A 25219-nucleotide genomic window follows, 5' to 3' on the forward strand; every position below is an offset into this window, starting at 1 on the left:
TCCCTTGCCGGACCGGGCATTGCGTGGACTCCTGCCCCCGAGTGCCCTCTGAGGGCCGACGAAGGATGGTACCGGCGTGACCATGGCGGAGCGTGTCCGATGAAGCGCTATTCCGGCGACGCCCGGCGCGCCGTCGCGTTCCCGCTCGGCGGCTTCGGCACCGGCCACGTGGCCCTCGGCGGCGACGGCGCCCTGCGCCAGTGGCAGCTGTCCGGCGTGGCCAACCACCTCGGGTTCGTGCCCGACAGCTTCTTCGCGCTGCGGGTCTCGTCCCTGGAACCGCCCGCCGACGTCGTGCGCCTCCTGCGCGCCGCGCCGCTGCCGCCGCACCCGAACCCGGCGCCCAACGTCAACGACGCCGACGTGCCCGACGCCGACCGGCTGCCGCCCTGGCCCACCGTGCAGGACACGTCGATCGAGGTCGCGTACCCCTTCGCGGACGTCACCTACACCGACGACGCGCTACCGGTCGCGGTGGCGCTGTCGGCGTTCACCCCGTTCGTGCCCCTCGAGTCGCACGCCAGCGCGCTGCCGCTGGTGCGCTACCGGTTCACGGTCAGCAACACCAGCACCGAGTTCCGGCACGGCTGGCTGCTCGGCACGCTGCAGAACGCGGTCGGCTGGGACGGCGTCACCCCGATCGACGGCACCCGCGGCGCCGGTTACGGCGGCAACGTCAACCGGCTGCTGCGCCGCCCCGGCCAGACCGGCGTGCTCATGGACCACCCCGGCCTCGCCGAGGACGACGCCGCCTACGGCGAGATGCTGCTGTGGACCGACGCCCCGGCCGCCGCGCTGCCCCGCGCGCACAGCGCCGAGGCGATGCTGCGCTTCGTGGAGACCGCGAAGCTGGTGACCCCGATCCAGCTCGGCGACTACAGCGACGCCGCCCTGCGCGCCGCCGTCGCCGGCGGCGTGTCACCGCTGCGCGCGCCCACCGGTCCGAGCCCCGCCGGGCACACCTGGGACGCCGCGGTCGCCGTCGCCTTCGCGCTGCAACCCGGCGAGACCGCCACGATCGACGTCGTGCACGCCTGGTGGTTCCCCAACCGGTACGCCGACTTCGACCGGTTCGGCCCGCAGCATCCGTACACCGGCAGCCGGTTCTGGGTCGGCAACCATTACGCGACCCGTTTCGGCGGTGCCCTCGACGTGCTGGACGCCTACCTCGCCGACCGGGAGCGCCTCGACACCGCCTCCCGCGCCTGGGCGGACGCGGTGCGGCACAGCGACCTGCCGCCGGCGCTGCGCGAGACCGTGTCCGCGCAGGGCACCCTGGTCCGCTCGCCGGCGCTGTTCCGCACCGCCGACGGGCACGCCTACGGCTTCGAGGGCGCGCTCGGCGCCTCCACCCGCAACTGGAACGGCGACGTCGGCGGGTCCTGCCCGCTCAACTGCAACCACGTCTTCAACTACGAGCAGGCGCTGTCCCGGCTCTTCCCCGACGTCGGCCGCGACCTGCGCGACACCGAGCTCGCGGCGCAGGCACCCGACGGCGCCGTGCCGCACCGGGTGGTGCTGCCGCGGTACCTGCCGCCGCTGCACGGTGTGGCCATCGGCGGCCCGGAACGCCCGGCGCTGGACGGCATGCTCGGCGCCGTGCTCAAGACCTACCGCTCGGTGCTCGACGGCGCCGGCGAGGACTGGCTGCGCGGGCACTGGCCGGCGCTGCGCCGCCTCATGCAGCACATCACCACGACGTGGGACCCCGACGGCGACGGTGTGCTGGAGGGCGACCAGCCCGTCACGTACGACATCAGCCTGCACGGCCCGAACATGTTCGTCGGCGGGCTGTGGCTGGCGGCGCTGCTCGCCATGCACCGGATGGCCGCCATCGTCGAGCCGACCGCCGCCGCCGCGTTCCTGGACCGGTTCACGATCGGCCGCGACACCTACGACAAGCTGCTGTGGAACGGCGAGTTCTACGCCCAGCCGGCCACCGGCGAGGCGTACGACTTCGGCCGCGGCTGCCTGTCCGACCAGCTGCTCGGCCAGTGGTGGGCGCATCAGCTGGACCTCGGCCACATCCTGCCCGCCGACCGGGTCCGCACGGCACTGGCCTCGATCGTGCGGTACAACCTGCGCACCGGCTTCGGCGAGCACGGCTACCGCGTCTTCGCCGACGGCGACGAGACCGGCCTGGTCGTGTGCAGCTGGCCGCACGGTGGCCGCCCGGCCGTCCCGCTGCGCTACTGCGACGAGGTGTGGACCGGGGTGGAGTACCAGGTCGCGGCGCACTGCCTGTACGAGGGCATGCATGAGGAGGCGACGGCGATCCTGACCGGCCTGCAGCAGCGCTACGACGGGACCCGCCGCAACCCGTTCAACGAGGTCGAGTGCGGCGACCACTACGTGCGCGCCATGGCCGGCTGGTCGCTGCTGGACGCCTACACCGGCTTCCACTACGACGCCGTCACCCGCACGCTGCGCGTCGGCGCCCGGCCGGGCCGGTTCCCGTTCGTGGCCGGCACCGCCTGGGGCACGGTCACCGTCGCGCTTGACGGCAGCGTCGACCTGGATGTCCTCGGCGGCGCCCTGCCTGTGGACGCGGTGGTCACGGCACCAGCAGCGTCCCGCCGCCCTTGACCCGGCGCACGACCGGGGCGGTCTCCACCTGGGTGATGCCGGGCAGCGAGCCGATGTCGCCGGCGATGTACTCGTACAACTCGTTGAGGTCGCGGCAGATCACCGACGCGGAGACGTTGGCGGGGCCTGTTGTCGCCGCCGCGTAGGCGATCTGCGGATGCATGGCGAGGGCCTGGGTGGTGGCGGTGAGCGCGGCCGGCGCGACGGTGAGCCACATCATCGCCTCGGCGGTGTAGCCGAACAGGGCGGGCTCGATCTCGACGTCGAAATACAGCACGTTGCCGCGGCACAGCTCGTCCAGCCGGCGCCGCACCGTCGTCTCGGACCATCCCGTGGCTGCGGCCAGGGCGGCGAGGGTGGCGCGGCCGTCCTTGGCGAGCGCGGCGAGCAGGCCGTTGTCGTGTGCGGTCGGCGGTGGCGTCGCTTCCTGAGCGGGCGGCGGCTGGCGCAACGCGGCGATCTGGTCCTGAGTGAGGGCGGCGGTGCGGCCGGGCCAGCCGTGCAGGCCGGCCACGCCGCGCAGCATGCAGTGCGCGCTGACGACCGTGATCCGTGGCGTGCGGGGGAGCTTCTGCAGCAGCAGGTCACCGTCGGCGGACTGCGACCGGGTCCGGGTGATGCAGGTGATCTCCGTGCCACCGGACACCAGCGTGACCCATGAGGTGTCCTCGCGGCGGGCGAGCGCGGCGGCCACCGGCATGGCGGCGTCCGGCGAGCACCGCATCCGCACCAGCCAGTCGACGTGGCCGAGCGCCGCCGCTTCGGGCAGCCCCACGACCCGCAGCGCACCCGACTCGCGCAGGCGCAGGTAGCGCCGGGCGATCGTGCGGTCCGAGGCGCCGAGCACGGCGGCGATCCGGCTGAACGGGGCGCGCCCGTCGACCTGCAACGCGTGCACCAGCTGCCGGTCCAGCTCGTCAAGCGTGAGTGGATCCACCGTCTGACCGTAGCAGCGTGTCAGAATCCGCCGGATTCTTCGTGGTTGACGCCGAATCTGCCGGTCCCGGTGCATCGTGCTGGCCATGCGCAAATGGTTGCCCCTACTCGCGGTCTCGCTGAGCACCTTCATGCTGCTGATCGACCTGACGATCGTCGGCATCGCCGCGCCCGACCTGGCGCGGGAACTGCACTCGTCGTTCGCCGCGCTGCAGTGGACCGTCGACCTGTACGTGCTGGTCCTCGCGGCGCTGCTGATGGCGGCCGGCTCCCTGTCCGACCGGCTCGGCCACCGCCGGGTGTTCATCGCCGGCCTGGTCGTCTTCGCCGCCGCCTCCCTCGCCTGCGGCCTCGCGCCCGGGATCGGCACGCTCATCGCCGCCCGGGGCGTGCAGGGCGCCGGCGCGGCGGCGATGTACGCCACCAACGCGGCGCTGCTCGGCACCGTCTACACCGGCAGGGACCGTTCCGTCGCGTTCGGCGTGTGGGGCGCGGCCAACGGTGCCGCCGCCGCGGCCGGGCCGATCCTCGGCGGGTTCCTCACGGAGCACGTCGGCTGGCGGTCGATCTTCCTGGTCAACCTGCCGGTGGCGGTGATCGCCGCGGTACTGGCCAGGCTCGCCATGCCCAGCGGCCGCGGGTCGGCGACCGGGCGGATCGACGTGCCCGGCGTGACGGTCTTCACCGCCGCCGCCGGTCTCGTGGTGTACGGCCTCATCCGCGCCGGCGACACCGGTTGGACCGACCCCGTGACCGCCGCTGTGCTCGCCGCCGGCGCCGCCGCGACCGTGGGATTCGTGCTGCTGGAGCGCGCCCGGGCCAACCCGATGCTGGACCTCGCCCTGTTCCGCCGGCCGTCGTTCGCCGTGCTGATGCTGGGCGCGGCGGCGCTGCCCGCGGCGGCCTTCGCCAACCTGGTCTTCGTGTCGCTGTGGGCGCAGTCCGTGCTCGGCCTCGGCGCGATGGCCGCCGGCCTCGTCCTGGCGCCGATGGCGGTGGTGGCGTTCGTGGTGGCCGCGGCCGGCGGGCGGCTGCTGCACGCGGTCCCCCCGCGGCACAGCATCGGCTGGGGCCTGCTGCTCGTCGCCGCCGGCACCACGCTGTGCATGCTCGTCGGCCCCTCGTCGGGCTGGGCCGCGCTGGTGCCCGGGCTCTGCGTGACCGGCCTCGGCGTCGGCCTGAGCACCCCGGTCCTGGCCTCGGCGGCCCTCGCCGCCGCCCCACCGGACCGGGCCGGCATGGCCAACGGCGCGTCGAACACGTTCCGCCAGCTCGGCTACGCCCTGGCCCTGCCGGCCTTCGCCACCGTGGTCACCGGCCGGGCCGGACACGTCCTGGCCGGCAGCGGCGTCACCGACCCGGCCGCGGCCCGGCACCTCACCGGCGGCGGCTACGCCGACCTGCTCCAGCAGGTGCCGGCCGACGCGCTGCGCGCCGCGTACGCCGCCGGCCTGGACCGCATCTTCCTCATCAGCGCCGTCATCGCCGCCGCGGCCGGGGTGGCGGTCCTGACCCTGCTCCGCCACCCGGCGCCGCACCACCCGCAACCTTCGCCGCGGGGCGCCGCCCGGATCGCGTCCCCACGACCCTGAGACCGTGCGGGACCATGGGCGCCATGGCAACCTCCCCGGATACGCGTGCCCGACCCGCGGGCGATGCGATCAAGATCCTGTTCCGGTTCGTGCCGCGCGAGGGGTGGCTGCCCTACAGCGTGGAAGGCCTGTGGGCGACGGCGCTGAGTGCGGACACCGCCCGGGTCGACAACGTGCCGTTCCTGCAGAACGGCGTCGCGCAGGGCGACGTCGTGCGGTTCGAGACCGACGCGGACGGCGTGCACTGGGCCCTCGGGCGGGTCGAGGCATCCGGCCACTGCACGGTCCGGGTCCTGCCGGTGCCCGACGGGCCGCTGGGACCCAGCGCGGCGGCGGTGCACGCGCAGTTCGCCCGGTTCGGGCTCGGCGGCGAGGGGTTCAGCGCCGATTTTCCGTTCGTCGCGTTCGACGTGCCGGACGACGCCGACTTCGCCGGGATCAAGCAGCTGCTGCACGCCGGGACGGCGGACGGCTGGTGGCACTTCGAGACCGGCTGCGTCACCGACCGCTGGAACGAGGCGTGGACCCGGCGCCGTCCGCCCGCGGGCGCGGGGCGGCGGCGAGGGCGAGGGCGAGACCGGGACGACGATGAGCGGGCCCGGCCGGTCTGAGATGGGCCGGCCGGGCCGCGGCGCGTGCTGTCAGGGGCGGATGACGTTGCGGTGCTCGGTGGCGCGGCCGGCGACGAGCAGGCTCTCGTGCTTGCTGATGTCGAGGTTGGAGCCGTCGATGAGGACGCCGTCGAGGCGGCCCGGGTAGACGAGGGTGTCGGCGCGGGTGAGGCGGCAGTTGACGGCCATCCGGCGCCGGTCGGAGTTGTTCGGCGGGGAACCGTGCATGGTGCGCTCGCTGAAGATGACGAAGCTGCCGCGGGGCATCACCATCGTGGCGACCGTGCCCGGGGCCGGCTCGAAGTCGGTGAACTTCGCCAGCAGCTCGTCGAAGCGGCCGTGCAGGTAGGCCGTGAGCTCCTCGAGGCTGGCGGCGTCCACGTCGTAGCCGTCGAGCCAGTCGGCGGTGTCGATGTCCAGGACCAGCTCACTGCGGCGGGTCCGCTCGGCGACCTGCATCTTGGTGAGCCCGACGAACGGCTCCTCGTAGAACGCCGACTGGGTCATCGGCACCTTCACCCACGGCACCTTCGTCGTGTTGGTGCCGGCGGCGAACTGCAGCGGGCCGTTCTCCGGGGTGACGTCGTCGAGGGCGACCCACACCGTGAGGTCCCAGACGTCGTCGCCGGAGCCGGCGGGCTGCAGCGACGGGGTCGAGTTGCCGATCTCCTCGCCGTCGAACTTGCCCCATTCCTGGTGCCAGCCGATCGCGTCGGCGCCCGGCGGCTTGTAGAAGATCTTCGAGCGCCACAGGAGCAGGTCCGGGCCGAGCAGCTCGGCGACCCGTCCGATGATCGTATCCTGGGTGAACACGCGCTCCAGGTCACGGTCGACGAGGTGCCAGTCGCGCAGTGCGTACCGGCCGTACAGCGGCTGGGTGTGCCGCTCCTCGACGATGCGTTCGCACCGGTCGGCGAGCTCGGCCAGCTCCTTGTCGGGCAAGCCGAGCGGGAACGGTCCCGCGAATCCTTCGCGCCAGAACCTTGCCACCCCATCCGGCCCGAGTGTGCCCGGTCCTTCGGTTGTCAACGTGTTGGTGCCACTCACCTAGCTGACCTCCTGATCATCCTTGATCCAAAGAGGTGGACCCCCGTGCGGTCGCCAGGGGCTTCGAACCTCCCAACGTGCCTCGCCGCAGACTACGGCACAGATCCATCGACGGCTGCCCCTTCCTTGACCCCTTGCCCGTCGTCGGGCGTCGATGGGTCGGGCGCCGGCGCCGAGGCGCGGACCGTGTCGATGGTGCGGGTGCCGGCGAGCACGGCGAGCACGGCCACGGCGGCGAGGGCGCCGCAGATCCAGAACACGGCGCCGCCGACGCCGGCCCAGATCGCGGTGCCGATGACGGGGCCGACGGAGTAGCCGATCTGGTTGGCGACGTTGGTCGCGGCGATGTACCTCGCCCGCAGGTGCGGCGGCGCGACCATGGCCGGGTACGCGAACATCGACGGGCTCGCCACCACCTCGCCCATCGTCCACACCAGGGTCGCGACGACCAGGCCGGCGATGCCGAACTCGACGCTCCACAGGCTGAGCCCGATCCCGGTCAGTGCCATCCCGATCGCGACCGCGGTCCGCGGCTGCCACCGCTGGGTGAACCTGGTGACCGGCACCTCGAGGCAGATGACGGTGAGGGCGTTGAGGGAGACGAGGGCGCCGAACACCGCGGTCGCGTAGCCGAGGCCGTCGAGGTGCAGCGACAGCGTCGCCGGACCCTGGATGTACACGATGCCGTTGACCAGCAGCGCGAACAGGAAGAGCACGAAGCCGCCGTCACGCAGCACGCGACCGTAGCCGCCCCGCTCCGGCGCGGGCGCGTCGGTCTCGGCGGTCTCGGCCTTCGCGGCGGAGGGCCGGGCGACGGACGGCAGGGCCACCACGACCAGCACGCCGAACAGCGCCGACGAGCCCGCCTCCACCCAGAACAGCAGGTCCCACGAGATGCGCGACAGCAGCGCGCCCAGCACCGGCGCGACGAAGACGCCGATGTTGAACGCGAGCCGCCAGAACGCCGTCACCATGACGAGGTGCCCCGGCGGCGTCGCCTCGGTGATCATGGCCTGCGCCGGCGGGCGCCAGATGCCGTTGAGGGAGGCGCCGGCGAGCGCGGCGGCCACGACCAGCCACGGGTTGCCGAGATTGGCGGCGCCGATCAGCGCCGCGATCAGTGCCGCGGTGCTGAACATCGACAGTGCCATCGCGAACCGGTACCCCATCCGGTCCGCGATCGTCCCGCCGATGAACGCGCCGGCGATCCGGCCCGCGCCCCACGCGCCGAGCGCCAGCCCGGCGTGGAACGGCGAGAAGCCCTTCTGCGTCAGGTACAGCGTCAGGAACAGCATCAGGAAGCTGCCGACGGTGTTGACGAGCGTCCCCACGAGCAGCACCCAGACCGGCAAGGTCATGGCGCGCACGGTCGCCATGACCGTCGGGGGAGGGGCCTCGGATGTCATCGCAGCGAACTCCGTTCGGCAGTGCCATTCACAGGGGTCAACCCGGGAAGGCGATCGGCGCTAGTCTGTGGACCGTCTCGCATTGTGGAGGATGATCGATGCGTATTCCACCCCGTGCCAGTGGCACCGGTCTATCCGGTGCGGCATGAACCGGGTCACCGAGGCATACCTGGCGGCGTTCCCGGGCACGTCGCAGCCGCTGCCGGCGGTCGGGCGGGAGCTGCCGCTGGAGCCCGCGTTCGGCGGCGTGTACGGCACCCGGATGCTGTCCCGGCCGCTGTTCGTGCCGGACGCCGACCTGCGCCGCGCGGCGGCCGACCTGCGCACCGTCATCGACCTGGTGGCGTCGCTGCCGGACCGGCTGTTCGACGGCGACCGGCGACGCCTGTGCGCGCAGCTCGGCGTCGACGCCCGGGCCACCGAGCTCGCCTGCGCGCCCGGCGCCCGCACCCCGCTGTACGCGCGGCCCGACCTGTACCACGACGGCACCGGCTTCCGGCTGCTGGAACTCAACGCCGGCAGCGAGCTCGGCGGGGTCGACTGGGCCGCGATCAACGACGCCTACCTGCGCCTGCCGGACTTCCGCCGGTTCGCCGCCGAGCACGACCTGCGCCACGTCGACATCGGCGAGGAGATCGCCACCTACCTGCGCCGGCTCGCCGCGCCGGTGACCGGCGGTGCCGACCCGGTGGTGGCCCTGACCGACATCTCCAAGACGATGGCCACCTACCACGCCAACTACGTGTCGTTCGTCGAGCACATGGCCGACCGTGGCATCGACATCCGCATCACCCACATCGCCGACCTCGTCGAACGCGACGGCCGCCTGCACGTGGACGGCACCCCCGTGGACGTCGTCATGCGGTACTTCACCCTCGAGGAGTTCTGCGCCGAGCCGCAGGCCGAGGAGTGGCTGGCGCCGGTCCTGCGCGCGCAGGACAAGGGCACCGTGGTGTTCTTCGCGTCGTTCGACCACGGCATCACCGCCAACAAGGGCAGCCTTGCGCTCGTGTCGCAGCTGCGCGACGACGGCAGGCTCAGCGCCGAGGAAGCCGCCGCCGTCGACCGGATCCTGCCGTGGACGCGGCGGCTGACGCCCGAGCTGCTGCCCCGGTGCCGGGCCGACCGGCAGCGGCTGGTGCTGAAGCCGGGCTCGGGCTCCAGCGGCGCGGGCGTCACCGCCGGCTGGGAGGTCACCGACGCCGAGTGGGAACAGGCGCTCACCGCGGCGCTCGCGGGGTCGTTCGTGGTGCAGGAGCGCGTCTCCGGGGCCCCGGAGACGGTGCCGGACGGCGCCGGGACGTCGGACTGGCTGCCGGTGTGGGGCGTGTTCGTCTTCGAGCAGGGCTATGCGGGCACGCTGATCCGGGTGTCCCGGGTCGACGCCGGCGCCGTCGTCAACGAGGCGACCGGCTCGGCGTTCAGCTGCGCGTTCACCTATCCGGACCCGCTATGACGCGGGTGGAAAGAGGAGTCATGGACCGACCCGTCGTCGTGCTCGCCGAGCCGTTCTCCTCGGCGAGCCTGATCCCCGCCGCGCTGCGCGAGGCCGGCATCACCCCGGTCGCGCTCATCGACCCGGCCGTCGCCGGCATCGGTGTGCTCACCGCGTTCCGCGACGACGAGTACGCGGCGGTGATCGAGCACCACGGCGACGATGCGGCGACCGCCGAGCGGATCCGGGCGCTGGGGCACACCGTCGGCATCCTGCCCGGCACCGACCGGATCGAGGGGCTCTGCGGCCGGCTCGGGCAGATCCTCACCCCGGACCGGATCAACGTGCCCGAGCTCGCCGCGGCGCGGCGCAACAAGTACCTGTCGCACCAGGCCGTCGCGGCGCACGGGCTGGACGTCATCAAGCAGGTGTACTCCTCGGACCACGCGGAGATCGCGAGCTGGATCGAGCGCGAGGGGCTCGCCGGCCGCGACCTGGTCGTCAAGCCGGCCACCAGCGCCGGCACCGACGGGGTCGGCTTCGCGCTCGGCGGCAAGGGCTGGCCGGAGCTGGTCGACGGGCTCATCGGCGCGGTCAACCGGTACGGCGCGGTCAACGACAAGGTGCTGGTGCAGGAGTACATCACCGGCATGGAGTACGCGATCGACACGGTCAGCTTCGACGGGCACCACTCGCTGACCGACATCACCCGCTACCGGAAGGTGCAGAACGCCAACGGCTGGGCCATCTACGACAACGTCGAGTGGCTGCCGTACGACCTGGACGAGTACGGGCACGTGCTGGACTACACGTTCGGCTGCCTCGACGCGGTCGGCTTCCGGTACTGGGCCGCGCACACCGAGGTCATGGACACCGAGCACGGGATGCGGCTGGTCGAGATCAACCCGCGCCCGGCGGGGGCGATGAAGCCGCTGTGCAGCGAGGTCGCCACGGCGGGGGAGAGCAGCCAGGTGTCGCGGATCGTCGACATCTGCGCCGGGCGGGGCGCGACCCTGCCGCCCGGCTTCAACCTGCACAAGCGGGTGATGGCGGTGTTCCTCATCGCCGAGACCTCCGGCGTGGTGCGCAACGCGGAGGTCTTCGACCGGGCCCGGGACCTGCCCAGCTACCACTCGCCGGTGTTCCTGGTGCGCACCGGGGACCGGGTGGCGGCCACCACCGACCTGGTGTCGAGCATGACGATGGGGTACATCCTGCTCGCCCACGACGACGTCGAGCAGGTGTACGCCGACCGGGAGGCGATCCGGGCCCTGGAGAAGGAGCTGATCATCGAGCCGTGACGGTCGCCGACGCGGTGGCCGCCTTCAGTCCGTGCAGGCGGCCCCGCGGCACATGCAGCGCGTCGCCGCGACGCAATCGGTGCGGCCGTTGCGTCGCCCACGCGTACACGTCGACCTCGCCGTCGCCGACCACGAGGGCGGTGTCAGCGTCGTACACCCGCGTCACGAACGGCGAATCCGGCCTGAGGTGGCGCGTCTCGCCCCCGTCAACGGTGACGCCGCGGCTCGTGTGCGCGTCGAGGTTGTCGGCCCAGCGGATCTGCGCGAGGAAGTCCTCCTCGCCGAGGCGCATCATCACCTTGGTCTCCTCGACACCGCGGACCAGGTCGGGGATGACGGCGTCACCGTGCACGCGGGCGAAGCCGAGCAGCAGGTGCTCGAACGTCATCCGCCCGTGGTGGATGTCGATGTGCGCGTGCTCGTCGCAGTACCGGGTGTCGACCCGGTCGCCGAACACGGTGCGCAGCATGGTGCCCATGTCGGCGAAACCCTGCGCGAACAGCCACTCCAGGTAGGTCACCGCGCCCATGTAGCGGAACATGCCGGCGTGGTTCTCGCTCACGTGGTTGAAGTAGCTGGTGCCCGCCAGGGAGCTGGTGAGGTAGAAGTTCCAGTACGCGTGCACGTCCGGGTGCAGGTCGAGGCTGCGCAGCAAGCCGCGGAAGATGGTGCTGTGCTTGGCGGAGTGCACGCCGTAGCCGAACTCGTCGATGAAGATCTTGAACAGCTCGGACTGTTCGGCGCCGTACGAGCCGCCGAGGTTGCGGGCCATCGCCGACGCCTCGGTCAGCGCGTCCAGGCCCAGCTGGAACAGGTACAGCGCGGCCGCCTCCTCGGCGTGGCGGCACTGCGTGATGGCGAGCATGGTGCCGCGCAGCGGGGCGGTCGCGGTGACCTCCGGGTTGTTGCCGCTGCCGTCGGCGGGCGAGCCGACCGCGTCGACCTCGGCCATGAACCAGGCCCGCAGCTCGTCGACGGTCCGCACGGGCGGCACCTTCGCCGCGTCGCGCAGGAAGTCGAACGAGCACCGTTCCAGGTCCGGCCAGACCGCGTCGCGCAGCCGCCGCGCCTCGTCGCCGTAGAACGCGTCGAAGTCCGCCTTGACCGGGCCCACGCTGCCTTCAGGGAGCAGGATCATGCTGCTCTCGTAGGCGTTGCACAGGATCCGGCTCACCACGAGATGGCGGTGGTCCAGGAACCCGGCCTCGGTGACGGGGCGTGCGAAGTCGCGGTCGGTGAGGTCCTCCAGGCCGATCGTGCGCCGGTACGGGTTGCCCACGATGACGACCTCGGGCCCGGCCTGGAAGAGCCGCTGCCCGCAGTAGCGTTCGACGGCCTCGGCGACGCTCATCCCTGCCGCTCCTTTCTGGTGCTGGTGTCGGCGCTGATGTCGGTGAAGCAGATGCGCAGCCCGTCGTGGCGGACGTCCACGGCAAGGGGGTCGTTCGGGTGCACGGCGACCGGGTGCGGCAGGCACTGCACCGCCTGCTTCCAGTGCGTCGTGGGATGGTCGGGCGCGTTCGTGACGGTGATGCCCGGCACCAGCTCCAGCTCGAACCAGAAGACCACCGCGTGGCAGGCGCCGGCGGCCGTCGGCGGCACCCGCAGCGTCGCCTGCTGCGGTGCCGGGCCGTCGCGGTGGAAGTCGAACCGGAACACCTCGAACGGCGCGGACAGCACCCGGTGCTCGTGCCGGCGCAGCCGCGAGTCGAAGTACTCCAGCGAGGCCAGCTCGTTGAAGCCGGACAGGTCGAAGCCGTGCAGCTCGCCGACGGTGTTCTTCTGGTGCAGCGCCCGGCTCTCCACCAGCTGCGCCAGCACCCGGGCCCGGCCGGGCACGATGATTGCCTGGTCGGTCAGCAGGTGCTCGCGGGCGTGGCCGATCGAGGCGAGGATGCCCTCGCCGAGCAGCCCGCAGTCGACCGTCTCGGTGATGAGCACGTCCGCGCGCCGCGGCAGGTCGCCGGGCACGAGCAGGTCCGTGGACATCTTCGGCACGACGTCGACCTGCGCGGCGTACCCGGCGCCGGCGACGATCCCACGGGCGGCCTCGGCCACGACCGGCTGGCCCTCGCACGCGACGACCCGTTCGGCGCCGACGCGGGCCGCCATCAGCGCCAGCATCCCGGAGCCGGTGCCGACGTCGAGCACCAGGTGGTCGGCGGTGACGACCTGCTTGATGGCCGCCTCGTACTGCACGGCCCGCTCGTGGTCGTGCATCATCTCGAAGTGCCACCGCGGGACGATCCGGCGGATCGCGCGGTTGTACCCGGTGACCGCCTGCCAGTTGTGCGGGTCGAGCTCGCGGGCCGAGCGGTAATGCTCGGCCGCCTCCTCGTAACGCCCGTCGTGGAACAGTTTCCCGGCGAGCTCCAGATGGTTCACAGGTATGCGGATCTTCATCGTCCCCCGAATCGTGTCCGGCGGGCGGGCCGGCTCGTGACCGGTGCCACCCGTCTGCGCTGTCTCGCTGTCCGGCTACGGTGCCTCGCCGTCTGTGGGCAGGTTGGCGAGGATGTGCCGGTGGATCGTGGTGACCGGCGTGGCGGCGTCGTCCGGCAGCACGACGACGGCGGTGCGGCCGGAGCGGACCATGGGCAGGGCGGTGCGGCACAGGGCCGCGACGCCGACCTTCGTGCCGTGCCACGGGCAGGTGATCCGCCGCCCGTCCGGCGTGCGCCGGCCCAGGCTCAGCGGGCCGCCCCGGTGCGGGCAGCGGTCGTGCACCAGCCGCACCCGCTCGCCGTCGGCGTCCTGGAACAGGAAGTAGCGTTCGTCCCCGGCCAGCACCGTGTTGTGCCGGCGCAGGTCGATGATCACGATGCCGATGGGGTCACCGCCCCGGCGACCCGGACCGAGTACACGCAGGCCGGGCTGGCGGCGCGCAGCCCGTAGAGCCGGCCGGCCGGGACCAGCACCGCGTCGCCGCGGGCCATCGGCTCGGGCGCCGCGGTCGGGCCGGTGATCAGCTCGGCCGCCCCGTCCTCGACGGCCACCACGACCGTCGCGTCGTGGCTGCGGGTGCCGAACGGGCTGTCCGCCGTCAGCGCCACTCGTTGCGCGGGCCCGGTGTCCACGTCGGGTGCCCGGTAGTCCGCCAGCTCGTCCGACCACCGGATCTGGGCCGCGGTGTCCTGCTCGAACCAGCCGCCTAGCAGCCGGGCCTCGGCGATGCCGCGCACCAGCTCCGGGATGACGCCCGCGCCGTGCCGCTCGGCCAGGGCCAGCAGGATCTCGTCCCGCGTGATCCGCCCGTGGTGCGCGTCGATGTGCGCGTGTTCCTCGCAGTAGTGCAGGTCGATGTCGTCGCCGAAGACGCCGCGGTACGTGTCGATCATATTGACGAAGCTCGGTGCGAACACCCGCTCCGCATAGGTGACGGCGCCGATGTACCGGAAGAAACTCGCGTGGTCGCGGGAGACGAAGTAGTAATAGTTGTTCGTCGCCAGGGGGCCGGCCAGATAGAAGTTCCAGTAGGCGTGGACGTGCGTCTGCAGCGCCCGGCTCCGCAGCATCTTGCGGAAGATCGTCGTGTGCTTCGCCTCGTGCACCCCGTAGCCGAACTCGTCGATGAACACCTTGAACAGCGCCGACTGTTCGGGGCCGAACGCGCCGCCGAGGTTCCGCGACATCGCCGACGCCTCGGTGAGCCCGTCCAGCGCCAGCTGCACCAGGTAGGTGTCGGCGGCCACCTCGGGCCGGCGGGCCGCGGCGATCGCCGTCAGCGACTCGGCTTCACCCGAGTCGGCCTCCGCGGCGGTGTGCTCGAAGTATGCGGCGAGGTCGGCGGTGCTCCACGCCCCGGTCACGTCGATCTCGTCGTCGAGCAGGGCGAACGCGAAGTGCTCCAGGTCCGACAGCGACGCCTCGCGCAGCCGCCGCAGCCCGTCGCCGTAGAACCGGTCGAAGTCGCCGCGCAGCGCGCCCAGGCCCTGCTCCGGCAGCAGCACCGTGTCGGCCTCGTAGAACGTGCCGAGCAGCCGGTGCGCCACCAGCGCGCGGTGGCCGGTCGCCTCGCCGGCGGCCAGCGGGCGGGTGAAGTCGACCTCGGCGACCGCGTCGGGCACCAGCATCCGCCGATACGGATTGGGTGGGTGCAGCAGCTCCGGAGCGCCGGTGAACAGGTTGTCGTTGGTGAATGCGGCGACGCGCCGACCGAGATCATCGGCTGGCTTGGAACGAACAATGTCCGCATCGATCGCCATATGTACCCAACTTCCCCGTCGAAGTTGCCCCAAGGTCGAGCATGGGGAGTGTACATATTTATCGCTCCCGCTGTGATCCCACCAACTGGGCCTTGGGCGGTCAGGCCTCGGCGACGAAGGCGAGATCCTGCCAGTACTGCCGGGAACGGGCGACGGCGGCAGGGTAGGCGCCGTGGACCGTCTCGGCGCGCGGGTCGGCGCCCTCGGCGAGCAACCGCCGCATCAGCTGCGGGGAGCCGCCGTTCATCACCGCGAGATACAGCGGGGTCCGGCCGATGCGGTCCCGCGCGTCGACCGGTACCCCGGCGGCAAGGAGGACCGGCAGCACCCGTTCGAAGTCGACCCACATCACCAGGTGCAGCAGCGACCAGCCGTTCGCGTCGTGCATGTGCGGGTCGATCACCCCGCGGTCCAGGCCGTCGAGCAGCCAGTCGGTGTCGCCGTGCTGCATGCGGTGCTTGACCTCGCGGCACCGCTCGGCGAGGGCGCGCGGCAGCCGCCCGGTGCCGGTGGTCCAGGCGGCCTGCACGGCGTAGCAGCCGGAGCTGGTGCCGCCGAGCGAGCGCAGCATCCGCTCGCGCAGCTGCTCCTCCGCGTCGTGGTCGTGCAGGCGCAGCGCCCCGCCGGTCACCTCGACCCGGTGCCACACTCCCTGGCAGCGCACCCGCGCCGGCGCCGCGGTGCGCCTGGGTCGGACCGGGGCGCCGTGCTCGGCCATGGTGGACGGGAACAGCGCCTCGCGCACCAGCGGGTGCAGGTCGGCGGGGCGCTGCATCCCCGCCGCGATGAGCGCCAGGTCGGGCGGCACCGAGCCGGTCAGGATGCGCGTGGGGACCTCGAGGTAGTCGCTCACGTCGAGGCCCTCGGCGGTCATGTCGGCGACCGTCAACGTCAGCGACGCGCCGTACAGGGTGCTGACCCGCTCCTGGCCGAACGCCGCCGCGGCGGCGCGCGCCTCGTCGGCGACCCCGATCGGCAGCGTCGGCGGCGCCGAGGGCCGTTGCAGCGCCTCGGTCTCGACCGCCGACACGTCGACGCCGCACTCGCGCCACGCCCCGACCAGGTCGCCGGCCATCAGTCGGCGATAGATCCGTTCGGTTGCGGCGGCTTCGTCGGTACCGGCGGCGAACGCCTCCGGCGGCAACGGACGTCCTTCCGTGGTGAGCAACGGCATCCGGGCGGCGGAGCCACCCCACGCGGCCCGGACGCCGGCGAACTCCCGCACGTCCCAGGTGTATCTGGGCGCCACGTACCAGCGCTCGTTGTCGAGCTCGTTCATGGTGGTGACGGTCAGCTGCAGCCGTTGCGGCCCGGTCGGCGACTTCGGCAGCCGCACCCGGATCAGCGGTGCGGTGTCCGCACCGGCGCGCGGCGCCAGGACCGCGCTCACCATCGGCTGCAGCGTGCTCATCCCGCCGCGGTGCCGGGGCAGGTGCCACCGCAGCAGGTCCACGCTGAGGTGCCGCAGGTCGTCCTCGAGCGCGGCGTCGAGGCGGTCCTCGTCGACGTCCACGTCGCAGTGGGCCAGCGCGGCGGCGCCGCGCCAGTCACCCGCGGCCCGTGCCGCCGCGGCGGCGTCCACGACGCGACGGGGCAGCGACTCCGCCCGGATCCGGCGCCACTGCGGCAGGTCACGACGCACGAGCACCTCCGCACGGGGATGGGGTGGTAGGCCGACCGGATTCGAACCGGCGTCCTCCATCTTCGCAAGGTGGCGTGACGACCTCTGCACTACGACCTACCGCCCGCGAGCGTAGGACACGGGCCGGGACCGGCGAACGTCAGGTGGTCCCGGGTGATCGCGTTGGCCCGACGAAAATTGTCATACCCCGGGACTACCTTCTGCGGCATGACGAACGCCGTCCAGTCGCTGAGCTATCTTGCCCCGTCGACACTGCTCGACGGGGGACTGCAGCTGCAGACCGCCGGTGGGGTGGCGCAGCGCGCCGCCACCGCCAACCCGCGGTTCTTCACCGGGTTCCTGACCACGCCCGCCGCCGCGTCGGCCGGGCTGCTCGCGGTGGCAGAGGTGGCCCGCACCCGCTATTTCCAGCCGTTGAGCCCGGCGAGCCTGGACCCGGTCGTCACCGGCAGCCGGGACCGGCTGCGGTTCGAGTCGTTCTCCGGCTGCTGCGGCGTCTATGCGCGCCTCGACGTCCTGCCCGCCGGGCTCGACGGCGAGATCGTCGATCACGGCACCACCAATGTCGACGTCAACACGCCGCTGCGGCAGGCGCTGCAGCGGCTCGTCGGGGCGGACCCGCTGCACGTCTCCGTCGGCCCCGACGACCTGACGGTGTCCACGATGGACGGTGCGGTCGTGGAGAAGAAGGTGCCGCTGCCCACCCGCTGGCTGCGGGGGTTCGCGGAGGTGCAGGTCATCGCGTCCGGCTTCGACCCGCGCGCCGAGCTGTCCGTGGCCGACGCGACCGCGTTCCTGCGCCGGTTGCCGTCCGGGGACCGTTCGGTGCTGTGGGCGGTGCCGGCGGGCCGGTCGTTGCGCCTCACCTCCCGCCCGGTGCCCGGCGCCGTGTGCCTGCCGGGGCCGGGCCGGCTCGCCGCGCTGAAGCCGGTGCTGCGCTTCGCCAAGCGGCTGCGGGTCTATGGTCCGGCGGTCGCCGCGGGCAGCGGGCCCGTGTCGAGCACGTGGGAGCTGGACACCGGCGAGCTGCGCCTGTCACTGACCCTGTCGCCGCAGCCGAGCCGCGGGTTCTCCGGCGAGGGCGCGGTGCTCGCCGCCCTCGCCGGTGACGACGTCGTCGATGACGCCGAGCTGATCAGCGCCCTGCTCGCCTGGGACCCGACCGTCGACGTCGACGCGCTCGCCGAGCAGGCCGCGATGCCGGCGGCCCGGGTCCGGGCGGCGCTCACCCAGCTCGGCACCGCCGGGCAGGTCGGCTTCGACGTGTCCGAGGCCGCCTATTTCCACCGGGTGCTGCCCTATGACGCCCAGCGCGCCGAGCGGCACAACCCGCGCCTGGTCGGGGCCCGCGCGCTGGTGGAGACCGGCGCGGTGAGCCTGGACGCGACCGGCGCGACCGTGCGCAGCGGCGACGAGGTCTACCGGGTCCGCGCCGCCGACGGCGCCCTGCACTGCACCTGCCCGTGGTGGGCGAAGTATCGCGGCGGCCGCGGCCCGTGCAAACACGCCCTGGCCACCGAGCTCGCCCGCGCCGCCACCCCGGCGGTGACCCGGTGAAGCTGTTCGGCCGGCGCCCCTCCGGCCCGATCGACTGGCCGGCCTTGCACACGCTGCTGCAGCAGGGCAAGTTCGCCGCCACCGTGGACGCGCTGCGCGACCTCGACGAGACACAGCGCGCGGAGCTCGGCAAGCGGCTCGTCGCGCTGCCCCGCGACGCCGGCAGCTGGTTCAACGAGAAGGAGGCCACCGCCTATGCGGTCGCCGCCGTCGGGTGCGCGTCGACCGCGGCCAAGGCGGCCACCGTCATCACCCGGCACGGTTGGCGGTGGTCGACGATCCTGACCCCGCCGGTGCTGCGCGCCGCCGCCGACCGGGGCGTGCCGTGGCTCGGGGCTCTCGGCACCCGGCTGGCCGACCAGCTGCCGCGCGATCCCACGATCGCCTCGTGGCGGCTCACCGCCGACCTGCTGCTGGCCGCGGGGGTGCCGACCCCGACGAGCGAGCGGTTCGTCGACGGCTGGCTGCTGTCGGTGCGGATCACGCAGCGGGACAAGACGGTGCTCGACGAGCTGCGGGCCAGCCCGTTCACCGACACGCTGCTGCCGCTGGCGTTCGAGCGGGACGCGATCGCCGCGGCGGTCGGCGCCTACGACCCGGTGACCCGCGAGTGGCGGGCCGGGCCCGGCGTCCTGCTGGCGGTTGCCGCCCTGATCGACGAGGGCCGGTTCGAGCGGGCCACCGCCCTCGACCGGTGCCTGGACATGCTGCTCGGCACCCACCCCAAGATGGTGCTGCACGGCTTCGTCCAGTTCCACGACGTCCTCGCCCCGACCGGGGCTGAGGTGGCCGACCGCGCGACGATCTACCTGAAGCTGCTCGCCGATGCCCTGGGCCCAGTGGCGACGATGGCGCAGAAGGTGCTGAAGGACGCCGACGCGGCCGGCACGCTGGAGCTGGAGTCGCTGCTCGACACGTCCCGCACGGTGCTCGGCCGCAGCGAGAAGGGCCTCGTCAAGGCGCAGCTGATCTGGCTGGAGAAGCTGGCGAAGCGGCTGCCGGCCCGCGCTGCCGAGATCGCCGAGGTGATCGCCGTCGCCGTCGAGCACCCCGACGTGCAGGTCCGGGACCGGGCGGCGGCGTTCCTCACCCGGCACGGACACGCCGGCGCGCTCGGCGGTCATGTCGGCTTGCTCGGCGGTCATGTCGGCTTGCCCGGCGCCGCGCAGGTCGCCGAGCCGGTGCCGGATCTGCTGCCCGGGCTGGTCGCGGCCGCGGACATGCCCGAGCCGATCGCGTCGCCCGACGAGCTCGCGGAGGAGGTCGCCGCCCTCGACCAGGCCGACTGGCAGACGGTGCCGGTCGAGCGGGTGCTCGCCGCGCTGGTGCGACTGCACGCCGGCGACCCGATCGCGCTGCGGGCCGCGCTCGCCCCGGTGATGCAGCGGGTCGGCCCCCGGATCGGCACCCAGTGGTGGGCCGCCGACTCGCACCGCGACGCCGGGGCGCTGTTCACCGCCGCCCTGAACAGGGCCGCCGGGCTGCCGTTCGTGCTGGCCGAGGCGACCCGGGCGCTGCGCGGCACCCCGGCGGACGTGCGCGTCGGCAACCCGTATATGAAGTTGCACGGTGTCCTGACGCTGCGCCTCGCCGAGGTCGTGGTGCGGCTGTCGACCGAGCCCGTTCCCGCGCTGGTGGCGACCCCGACGCAGGTCAACGGGCTGCTCGACCCGGCGGCGCTGGTCGAGCGGCTGGCCCGCGCCGAGCGGGAGGGCTGGCAGCCGTGGAAGCAGGACCTGCACCAGGCGCTGTATCGGCTCCCCCTCGACGTCGACGCCGACGTGCTGCGGCAGGCTCGCACCCTGCGGTCGGACGCCGGCCGGACCCTGGTGGAGTGGCTGGACGCGGGCGGCACCGGCCGCCCCGAGTTGCGAGTCGTCCGGGTGCACCGGCAGACCGCCGAACGCGGCCGGAATCTCGACTGGCTGCCGGCGTCCCGCTTCTATGCGGCGTCGGCGCCGGCCCGGTCCGCCCTGGATCCGTATTGGCTGACCGACCTCACCCCGCCGCCCGTCGTCAACGCCGACATCAGGTCGCACGAGTGGGCCGCCGTCTGGCCGTCGGTGCTGCCGTCGCAGCGGGAGGTCGTCGCGGCCTGCCTGCTGCCGGTCATCGCCTCGGCGACCGACATCGAGCACCACCGCGGCGACGCCAGGCTCCTGCCGCTGCTCGCCGAGCTCGGCGGCCCGGTCGGCCCCGTGACCCTCACCGCTATCGCGTATGGCCTCGCCGCCGCCGAGGCGGACCAGCGCATCGCCGCCCTCGACGCCCTCGTCGCGGTCGGTGGGCTGGACGGGTTCGACGGCGGGGAGCTCGGCGCTCAGCTGGCCCGCCTGGCCGGGACGAAGCTCATCGTCCTGAGCCGTGCCGTCACTCAGCTCGAGGAGGCGTCCCGCATCGCCCCGGCGATGACCTGGCAGGTCGCGGCGGGAGCGCTCGCCGGCCTGCTGCCCGCGGAGCACACCAGGCCGTCGCCAGGCCCCGCCACCACGCCCGCCGCTGGGGGCGCGGCTGCCACCTCTGCCGCCGGGGGCGCGGTCGGTGCCTCAGGCCGCGGGGGACCAGGCGCCGGCGATGCGGTCGGCAGCGGGGGACGGAGCGCCAGGGGACGGTCTGGTCATGTGACGCCGCGTGGCCTGCCGGATCTGCTGACCGTCGCGTCGACCGCGGCGGCGGCGTCCGGCTCGCGTGGCGACGTGGCTGGCCTGGCGGAGCTTGCCGCCCGGACCGGCTCGACCAGGCTGGTCGTGGAGGCGAAACGCCTCCACCGGACCCTGACCGCCGGCTGATCGGCGATGAAGCCCGACATCCGTCCTGTTCGCCGGCACCGGTGCCCTCGTGTCGCCGGTGCCGGCCAGGTGCGTCTATCGTCGCCGACGCCGGCGTGGACCTCCAGGACGTTCGGCGGTACTTCATCGGCACTTGGCGTGCCGGCGGCGTACGGTGTCCGGCAGGGGGCACCGCAGGCGGACGGATGGCGATGAGCGAGCTCGATGGTTCGAGGGCGTTCGGTGCGCTCGTCCGTGCCCACCGGCAGCGGCTGGGCCTCACCCAGGAGGAGCTGGCCACGAAGGCCGGCCTGAGCGTGCGCAGCATCGTCAAGCTCGAGGGCGGCCGGATCGCGGTGCCGCGTCCGCCGACCGTGCGGCTGCTCGCCGTCGTCTTCGGGCTCACCGGCTCGGCGGCCGACGACTTCCGCCGGTGCGCCGCCGGCGTCACCGTCGACCCGGCGGCCGGCTTGCCACCCGCCGGGCGGGTGCCCGCGGACGGCGGCCGGGTGCCGGCGCAGCTGCCGCCGGACGTGTCCACGTTCACCGGGCGGGAGACGCAGCTGGCCGCCCTGGACGCGATGGCGGCCGCGACCGCCGACCAGCCGACGGCGGCCTTCGTCGCGGTCGTCACCGGCCCCGCCGGCGTCGGCAAGACCGCACTCGCCCTCCGGTGGGCCCATCACGTCCGCGACCGGTTCCCCGGCGGCCAGCTCTATGTGAACCTCCGCGGCTACGACCCGGCGCAGCCGGTGACCGCCGCGGACGCCCTCGCCCGGTTCCTGACCGCGCTCGGCGTCGCCGCGCAGGACATCCCCGTCGACGTGGACGACCGGGCCGCCCGGTTCCGCACCGAGACCGCCGACCGGCGCGTCCTGCTGCTGCTGGACAACGCGTCATCGGTCGAGCAGGTCCGGCCGTTGCTGCCCGGCACCGCGTCGTGCGCGGCGCTCGTGACGAGCCGGGACACCCTGCCGGGGCTCGTCGCCGTCGACGGCGCGCACCGCGTCGAGGTCGACCTGCTCCCACCCGGCGACGCCAACGCCCTGCTGCGCCGGCTGATCGGGACGCGAGCCCGGGCCGAGGCCAACGCGGTCGCCACCCTCGCCGAGCAGTGCGCTCGCCTGCCCCTGGCCCTGCGGGTCGCCGCCGAGCTGGTGGTCGCCCGGCCCGACGCCACCCTCGCCGACCTGGTCACCGAGCTGCACGACCAGCGCCGGCGACTGACCCTGCTCGCCGCCGGCGACGACCCGCGGGCGTCAGTGTCGGCGGTGCTGTCCTGGTCGCTGCGGCACCTGCCACCGGCCGCCGCGCACGCGTTCGGCCTGCTGGGCCTGCACCCCGGCCCCGACCTCGACACCTATGCGGCCGCGAGCCTCACCGGCGGCAGCCCCGCCGAAGCCCGGACCACCCTGGAGGTCCTCGCCCGGGCCCACCTGGTGCACCGGACCGGCCCGAACCGTTACGGCATGCACGACCTGCTGAGGGCGTACGCCGCCGAGCAGGCCGAGCGCCCGGTCGACGCCCCGCGAACCCGCCTGTTCGACCACTACCTGGCCGCCGCGACCACCGCAATGAACGTGCTGTTCCCCACCGACGCGGTCCACTGCCCAGCCTCACCCCCACCCGCCGCCGTGCCCCCACCTGGTGCCGCGCCACCGCCTGGCACGGTGTCGCCGCCTAGCGCCGTGTCCCCGTCCGGTGCCGTGCCGGTGCCCTCGTCCGTTGCGGCGCCCTCCTCGGGTGCGGTGCCGGTGCTGCCCCCGCCCGAGGGAGTGCCGCCGTTCGGTGCGGTGTCGCCATCAGGTGCAGTGCCGTCGTCCGGTGCCGTGCCTGAGCTGGCGGTGTCCGATCGGGCGCCGTCGTCCGGTGCGGTGCCGGTGTTGCCCTCGTCCGTTGCGGTGCCGGCGTTGGCCTCGTCCGTTGCGGTGCCGCCGGTGCCGGCTGACCGGGACGCGGCGCGTGCCTGGCTGGACGGCGAGCGGGCGGCGCTGCTCGCGATCGTTGCCCAGACGGCCACCGACGGCTGGCCGTTCCACGCGGTGCAGCTGTCGTCGGTCCTGTTGCGCTACTTGGCCGGCGGCCAGCCCGCGGATGCGGTCACCGTCCACGGCCACGCGCTCGACGCCGCCCGCGCCACCGGGGACCTGGCCGGCGAGGCTCAGGCGCGCACCGCCCTCGGCGCCGCGCTGCTGCGGCTGGGTCGCACCGACACCGCTGCCGAGCAGCTCGAACGGGCCACGGCACTGTTCGCCGACCTCGGCGACCCGGCCGGCGAGGCCCGCGCCCACGTCACCCTCGGGCTCGTCGCGCTCCGGCTCAGCCGACTGGCGGCGGCAGCGGCCGGGTTCGAGACGGCGCTGCGCCTGTTCGTCCTTGCCGGCGACCGGGCCGGTGAGGCCCGCGCGCTGAACAACCTCGGCCTCGTCGAGGAGCGGATGGGCCGCTACGGTCCCGCGGAGGAGCACTGCCTGCTGGCCCTCGCCCTGTACCAGGAGGCCGGCAACCTGCTCGGCGAGGCGAGCACCCTGACGGACCTCGGCATCATCGAGTACCGCCTGGGCCGGCACGAGGAGGCCGCCGGACACCACCGGCGTGCCCTCACGCTCTTCCTCGACGGGCACGACCGGATCGGCGAGGCTTGGGCGCGCAACGGGCTCGGCGAGGCCGCCCGTTCCCTCGGCGACCCGAGCGGTGCGCTCACCCACCACGCGGCCGCGCTCGCCGCCGCGACGATCGCCGACGCCCGCGACCAGCAGGCCCGTGCCCACCGCGGCCTCGGCGACGCCCACGAAGCCCTGCACGACCTGACCCGCGCCGGCGCGCACCACGAGCAGGCGGTCGCCCTGTACACGGAACTCGGCATGCCAGAGGGCGACGACCTACGCGCCCGGCTCGCCGCGGCCCCGCCAGCACCCGCGCCACGCCCCTGACCGCACCCACCGCCACAGATATCGGCCTCACGGCGATTGCGCACCTCAGTCTCGCGGGCGTTCGCGGGACTCGGGTGCATGGGCGGTCGCGGGTCTCAGCCCGCTGTTGGGCGCGGGGTTCGCCTTCAAGTCGCGGGTCTCGGCTTCATGGGCGATTGTGGCTCTCAGCCCACGGATCGTCGCCGGCCTCAGCCGCCGGGCAGCCGCCGGGCAGCCGCCGGGCAGCCGCCGGGCAGCCGCCGGGCAGCCGCCGTGTCATGGTCGGCCCGTCACTGGGCCGGTCGTCATGGGTGCGGTGCGTGGTTTGTCGTCAGGCGGCGCGGGTGCGGGCGTGCGTGGCCAGGTCGGCGGCGGAGCGGCGGAGCACTGCGACCGCGACCAGGGTGTGCAGCGTGACGATGGTCCAGAAGATCGGCGCGTACCAGCCCGAGGTGTACCCGCACGAGCCGAGCCTCACGCGGGTGTCGGCCGGGTTCACGTGTGCCCGGGCCGGCGAGCCGACCTGGAAGCGGGTGTCGCCGCACGACGACCAGCCGAGGTCCGCCTCGGTCCGGGTGTCGGAGATCCGGTACTCCTCGACGCAGCCGCCGTCGTCAGTCGTCCTTGCGCACCGTACCTGTTGCACGGTCACGTCGGTCCATTGCCAGGCGCGGACCTCCTCCGCGCGGATCCCGGTGCTGACGAGCACGGGGGTGGCGAAGGCCAGGATCAGGGCCGCGGTGGCCCAGCGGTCCATCCTGCCGCCCGGGTCCTCGCCGAACAGCGTGGTGATCACCGCGGCCACCAGGAGGAACCCGGCGACGCAGACGGCCACCGCGGCGACCGTGAACCACGCGCCGCCGAGGCTGGACCGGGCCAGGAACACCACCGCGACCGGTGCCACGGCGAGCACTCCGAGGCCGGCGGCGCCGCGTCCTGCGATGGCCCACATCCGTACACCTCCCGCTGACGCAACGAAGCGCTACTGTCGCGACCATAAGCGGCGGCCGCCACTGTGACCGCGGGGCTACTGCCGGGGGCGGCGGGCGATCGCCTGCGGGGTGAGGCGGCGGGCCAGGAGCTCCAGCGCGGCCAGGACCTCGCCCAGGTCAGCCGAGCCAGCCAGGTCAGCCGACCCGGCCGAGCCAGCCCGTGGCTGCAACAGCTCGCCCCGTCGGGCGGCTCGTCGTGCCGCTGCGGCTACGTGGGGCGGCGTCCCGC

18 protein-coding genes and 1 tRNA gene are annotated in these 25219 nt (G+C 73.6%); 8 read left to right on the top strand and 11 right to left on the bottom strand.

The window, feature by feature from the left end:
* Positions 1–99: 99 nt before the first annotated feature.
* A complete protein-coding gene (locus AB0K00_RS19120) occupies positions 100–2586 on the top strand; it encodes a GH116 family glycosyl hydrolase (RefSeq protein WP_363522433.1) in 2487 nt (828 codons plus the stop codon).
* On the opposite strand, the gene AB0K00_RS19125 is transcribed toward AB0K00_RS19120, so the two are convergent.
* A complete protein-coding gene (locus tag AB0K00_RS19125) occupies positions 2555–3523 on the bottom strand; it encodes an Lrp/AsnC family transcriptional regulator (protein WP_363522434.1) in 969 nt (322 codons plus the stop codon). The two genes, AB0K00_RS19120 and AB0K00_RS19125, sit on opposite strands and share 32 nt — an antisense overlap.
* A gap of 85 nt (positions 3524–3608) precedes the next feature.
* On the opposite strand from AB0K00_RS19125, the gene AB0K00_RS19130 reads away from it, so the two are divergent.
* Complete coding sequence (locus AB0K00_RS19130) at positions 3609–5114, top strand: MFS transporter (RefSeq protein ID WP_363522436.1); 1506 nt, start codon at positions 3609–3611, stop codon at positions 5112–5114.
* Positions 5115–5137: 23 nt separating this feature from the next.
* Entirely contained in the window at positions 5138–5725 is a 588-nt protein-coding gene (locus AB0K00_RS19135) for a DUF4265 domain-containing protein (RefSeq protein WP_363522437.1), read from the top strand.
* 30 nt (positions 5726–5755) lie between these two features.
* On the opposite strand, the gene AB0K00_RS19140 is transcribed toward AB0K00_RS19135, so the two are convergent.
* Entirely contained in the window at positions 5756–6715 is a 960-nt protein-coding gene (locus AB0K00_RS19140) for a phytanoyl-CoA dioxygenase family protein (protein ID WP_363522438.1), read from the bottom strand.
* A gap of 149 nt (positions 6716–6864) precedes the next feature.
* Positions 6865–8130 carry an MFS transporter gene (locus tag AB0K00_RS19145; protein ID WP_363522440.1) on the bottom strand — a complete coding sequence of 422 codons (1266 nt, stop codon included), beginning with the start codon at positions 8128–8130 and terminating at the stop codon, positions 6865–6867.
* Positions 8131–8323: 193 nt separating this feature from the next.
* On the opposite strand from AB0K00_RS19145, the gene AB0K00_RS19150 reads away from it, so the two are divergent.
* Positions 8324–9634, top strand: coding sequence for a hypothetical protein (locus AB0K00_RS19150; protein WP_363522442.1), 1311 nt, complete (start codon positions 8324–8326; stop codon positions 9632–9634).
* 20 nt (positions 9635–9654) lie between these two features.
* A complete protein-coding gene (locus AB0K00_RS19155) occupies positions 9655–10914 on the top strand; it encodes an ATP-grasp domain-containing protein (protein ID WP_363522444.1) in 1260 nt (419 codons plus the stop codon).
* On the opposite strand, the gene AB0K00_RS19160 is transcribed toward AB0K00_RS19155, so the two are convergent.
* The 6 genes from AB0K00_RS19160 to AB0K00_RS19185 form a co-directional block, all read right to left on the bottom strand.
* Positions 10901–12265, bottom strand: a complete 1365-nt coding sequence (locus tag AB0K00_RS19160) for an iron-containing redox enzyme family protein (RefSeq protein ID WP_363522445.1) — start codon at positions 12263–12265, stop codon at positions 10901–10903. The genes AB0K00_RS19155 and AB0K00_RS19160 overlap by 14 nt on opposite strands.
* Entirely contained in the window at positions 12262–13299 is a 1038-nt protein-coding gene (locus AB0K00_RS19165; RefSeq protein WP_363522447.1) for a 50S ribosomal protein L11 methyltransferase, read from the bottom strand. The genes AB0K00_RS19160 and AB0K00_RS19165 overlap by 4 nt, the downstream gene beginning before the upstream one ends.
* Positions 13300–13392: 93 nt before the next feature.
* On the bottom strand, positions 13393–13734 hold the full coding sequence (locus AB0K00_RS19170; protein WP_363522449.1) for a Rieske (2Fe-2S) protein: 342 nt from the start codon (positions 13732–13734) through the stop codon (positions 13393–13395).
* On the bottom strand, positions 13731–15119 hold the full coding sequence (locus AB0K00_RS19175; RefSeq protein WP_363522451.1) for an iron-containing redox enzyme family protein: 1389 nt from the start codon (positions 15117–15119) through the stop codon (positions 13731–13733). Before AB0K00_RS19175 ends, AB0K00_RS19170 begins: the two co-directional genes overlap by 4 nt.
* A 100-nt stretch (positions 15120–15219) precedes the next feature.
* Complete coding sequence (locus AB0K00_RS19180; RefSeq protein WP_363522452.1) at positions 15220–16761, bottom strand: hypothetical protein; 1542 nt, start codon at positions 16759–16761, stop codon at positions 15220–15222.
* A gap of 26 nt (positions 16762–16787) precedes the next feature.
* Positions 16788–16860: transfer RNA gene (locus AB0K00_RS19185), tRNA-Arg, on the bottom strand.
* 108 nt (positions 16861–16968) lie between these two features.
* On the opposite strand from AB0K00_RS19185, the gene AB0K00_RS19190 reads away from it, so the two are divergent.
* From AB0K00_RS19190 to AB0K00_RS19200, 3 genes are all read left to right on the top strand, one after another.
* The gene (locus tag AB0K00_RS19190; RefSeq protein WP_363522454.1) at positions 16969–18318 is read left to right on the top strand and encodes an SWIM zinc finger family protein; all 1350 of its coding nucleotides are present in this window, start codon (positions 16969–16971) and stop codon (positions 18316–18318) included.
* Positions 18315–21107: a DUF6493 family protein gene (locus AB0K00_RS19195; protein WP_363522456.1), complete on the top strand. Its 2793-nt coding sequence runs from the start codon at positions 18315–18317 to the stop codon at positions 21105–21107. Before AB0K00_RS19190 ends, AB0K00_RS19195 begins: the two co-directional genes overlap by 4 nt.
* A 191-nt stretch (positions 21108–21298) precedes the next feature.
* Positions 21299–24019, top strand: coding sequence for a tetratricopeptide repeat protein (locus tag AB0K00_RS19200; RefSeq protein WP_363522458.1), 2721 nt, complete (start codon positions 21299–21301; stop codon positions 24017–24019).
* Positions 24020–24329: 310 nt separating this feature from the next.
* Here the strand turns inward: AB0K00_RS19200 and AB0K00_RS19205 are convergent, their stop codons facing one another.
* Together AB0K00_RS19205 and AB0K00_RS19210 are read right to left on the bottom strand one after the other, a co-directional pair.
* Positions 24330–24950, bottom strand: coding sequence for a hypothetical protein (locus AB0K00_RS19205; protein ID WP_363522459.1), 621 nt, complete (start codon positions 24948–24950; stop codon positions 24330–24332).
* 75 nt (positions 24951–25025) lie between these two features.
* The coding region (locus tag AB0K00_RS19210) for a hypothetical protein (protein WP_363522461.1) at positions 25026–25219 on the bottom strand (194 nt) is incomplete at its 5' end.

The sequence above is a fragment of the Dactylosporangium sp. NPDC049525 genome (assembly GCF_040676755.1).
GTDB lineage: Bacteria > Actinomycetota > Actinomycetes > Mycobacteriales > Micromonosporaceae > Dactylosporangium.

Excerpts from the sequence above, each read along its gene's own strand:
- AB0K00_RS19120 (WP_363522433.1), top strand. The coding sequence starts at position 100 with ATGAAGCGCTATTCCGGCGACGCCCGGCGCGCCGTCGCGTTCCCGCTC.
- AB0K00_RS19130 (WP_363522436.1), top strand. The coding sequence starts at position 3,609 with ATGCGCAAATGGTTGCCCCTACTCGCGGTCTCGCTGAGCACCTTCATG.
- AB0K00_RS19135 (WP_363522437.1), top strand. The coding sequence starts at position 5,138 with ATGGCAACCTCCCCGGATACGCGTGCCCGACCCGCGGGCGATGCGATC.
- AB0K00_RS19145 (WP_363522440.1), bottom strand. The coding sequence starts at position 8,130 with ATGACCTTGCCGGTCTGGGTGCTGCTCGTGGGGACGCTCGTCAACACC.
- AB0K00_RS19150 (WP_363522442.1), top strand. The coding sequence starts at position 8,324 with ATGAACCGGGTCACCGAGGCATACCTGGCGGCGTTCCCGGGCACGTCG.
- AB0K00_RS19155 (WP_363522444.1), top strand. The coding sequence starts at position 9,655 with ATGGACCGACCCGTCGTCGTGCTCGCCGAGCCGTTCTCCTCGGCGAGC.
- AB0K00_RS19160 (WP_363522445.1), bottom strand. The coding sequence starts at position 12,265 with ATGAGCGTCGCCGAGGCCGTCGAACGCTACTGCGGGCAGCGGCTCTTC.
- AB0K00_RS19175 (WP_363522451.1), bottom strand. The coding sequence starts at position 15,119 with ATGGCGATCGATGCGGACATTGTTCGTTCCAAGCCAGCCGATGATCTC.
- AB0K00_RS19190 (WP_363522454.1), top strand. The coding sequence starts at position 16,969 with ATGACGAACGCCGTCCAGTCGCTGAGCTATCTTGCCCCGTCGACACTG.
- AB0K00_RS19200 (WP_363522458.1), top strand. The coding sequence starts at position 21,299 with ATGAGCGAGCTCGATGGTTCGAGGGCGTTCGGTGCGCTCGTCCGTGCC.
- AB0K00_RS19205 (WP_363522459.1), bottom strand. The coding sequence starts at position 24,950 with ATGTGGGCCATCGCAGGACGCGGCGCCGCCGGCCTCGGAGTGCTCGCC.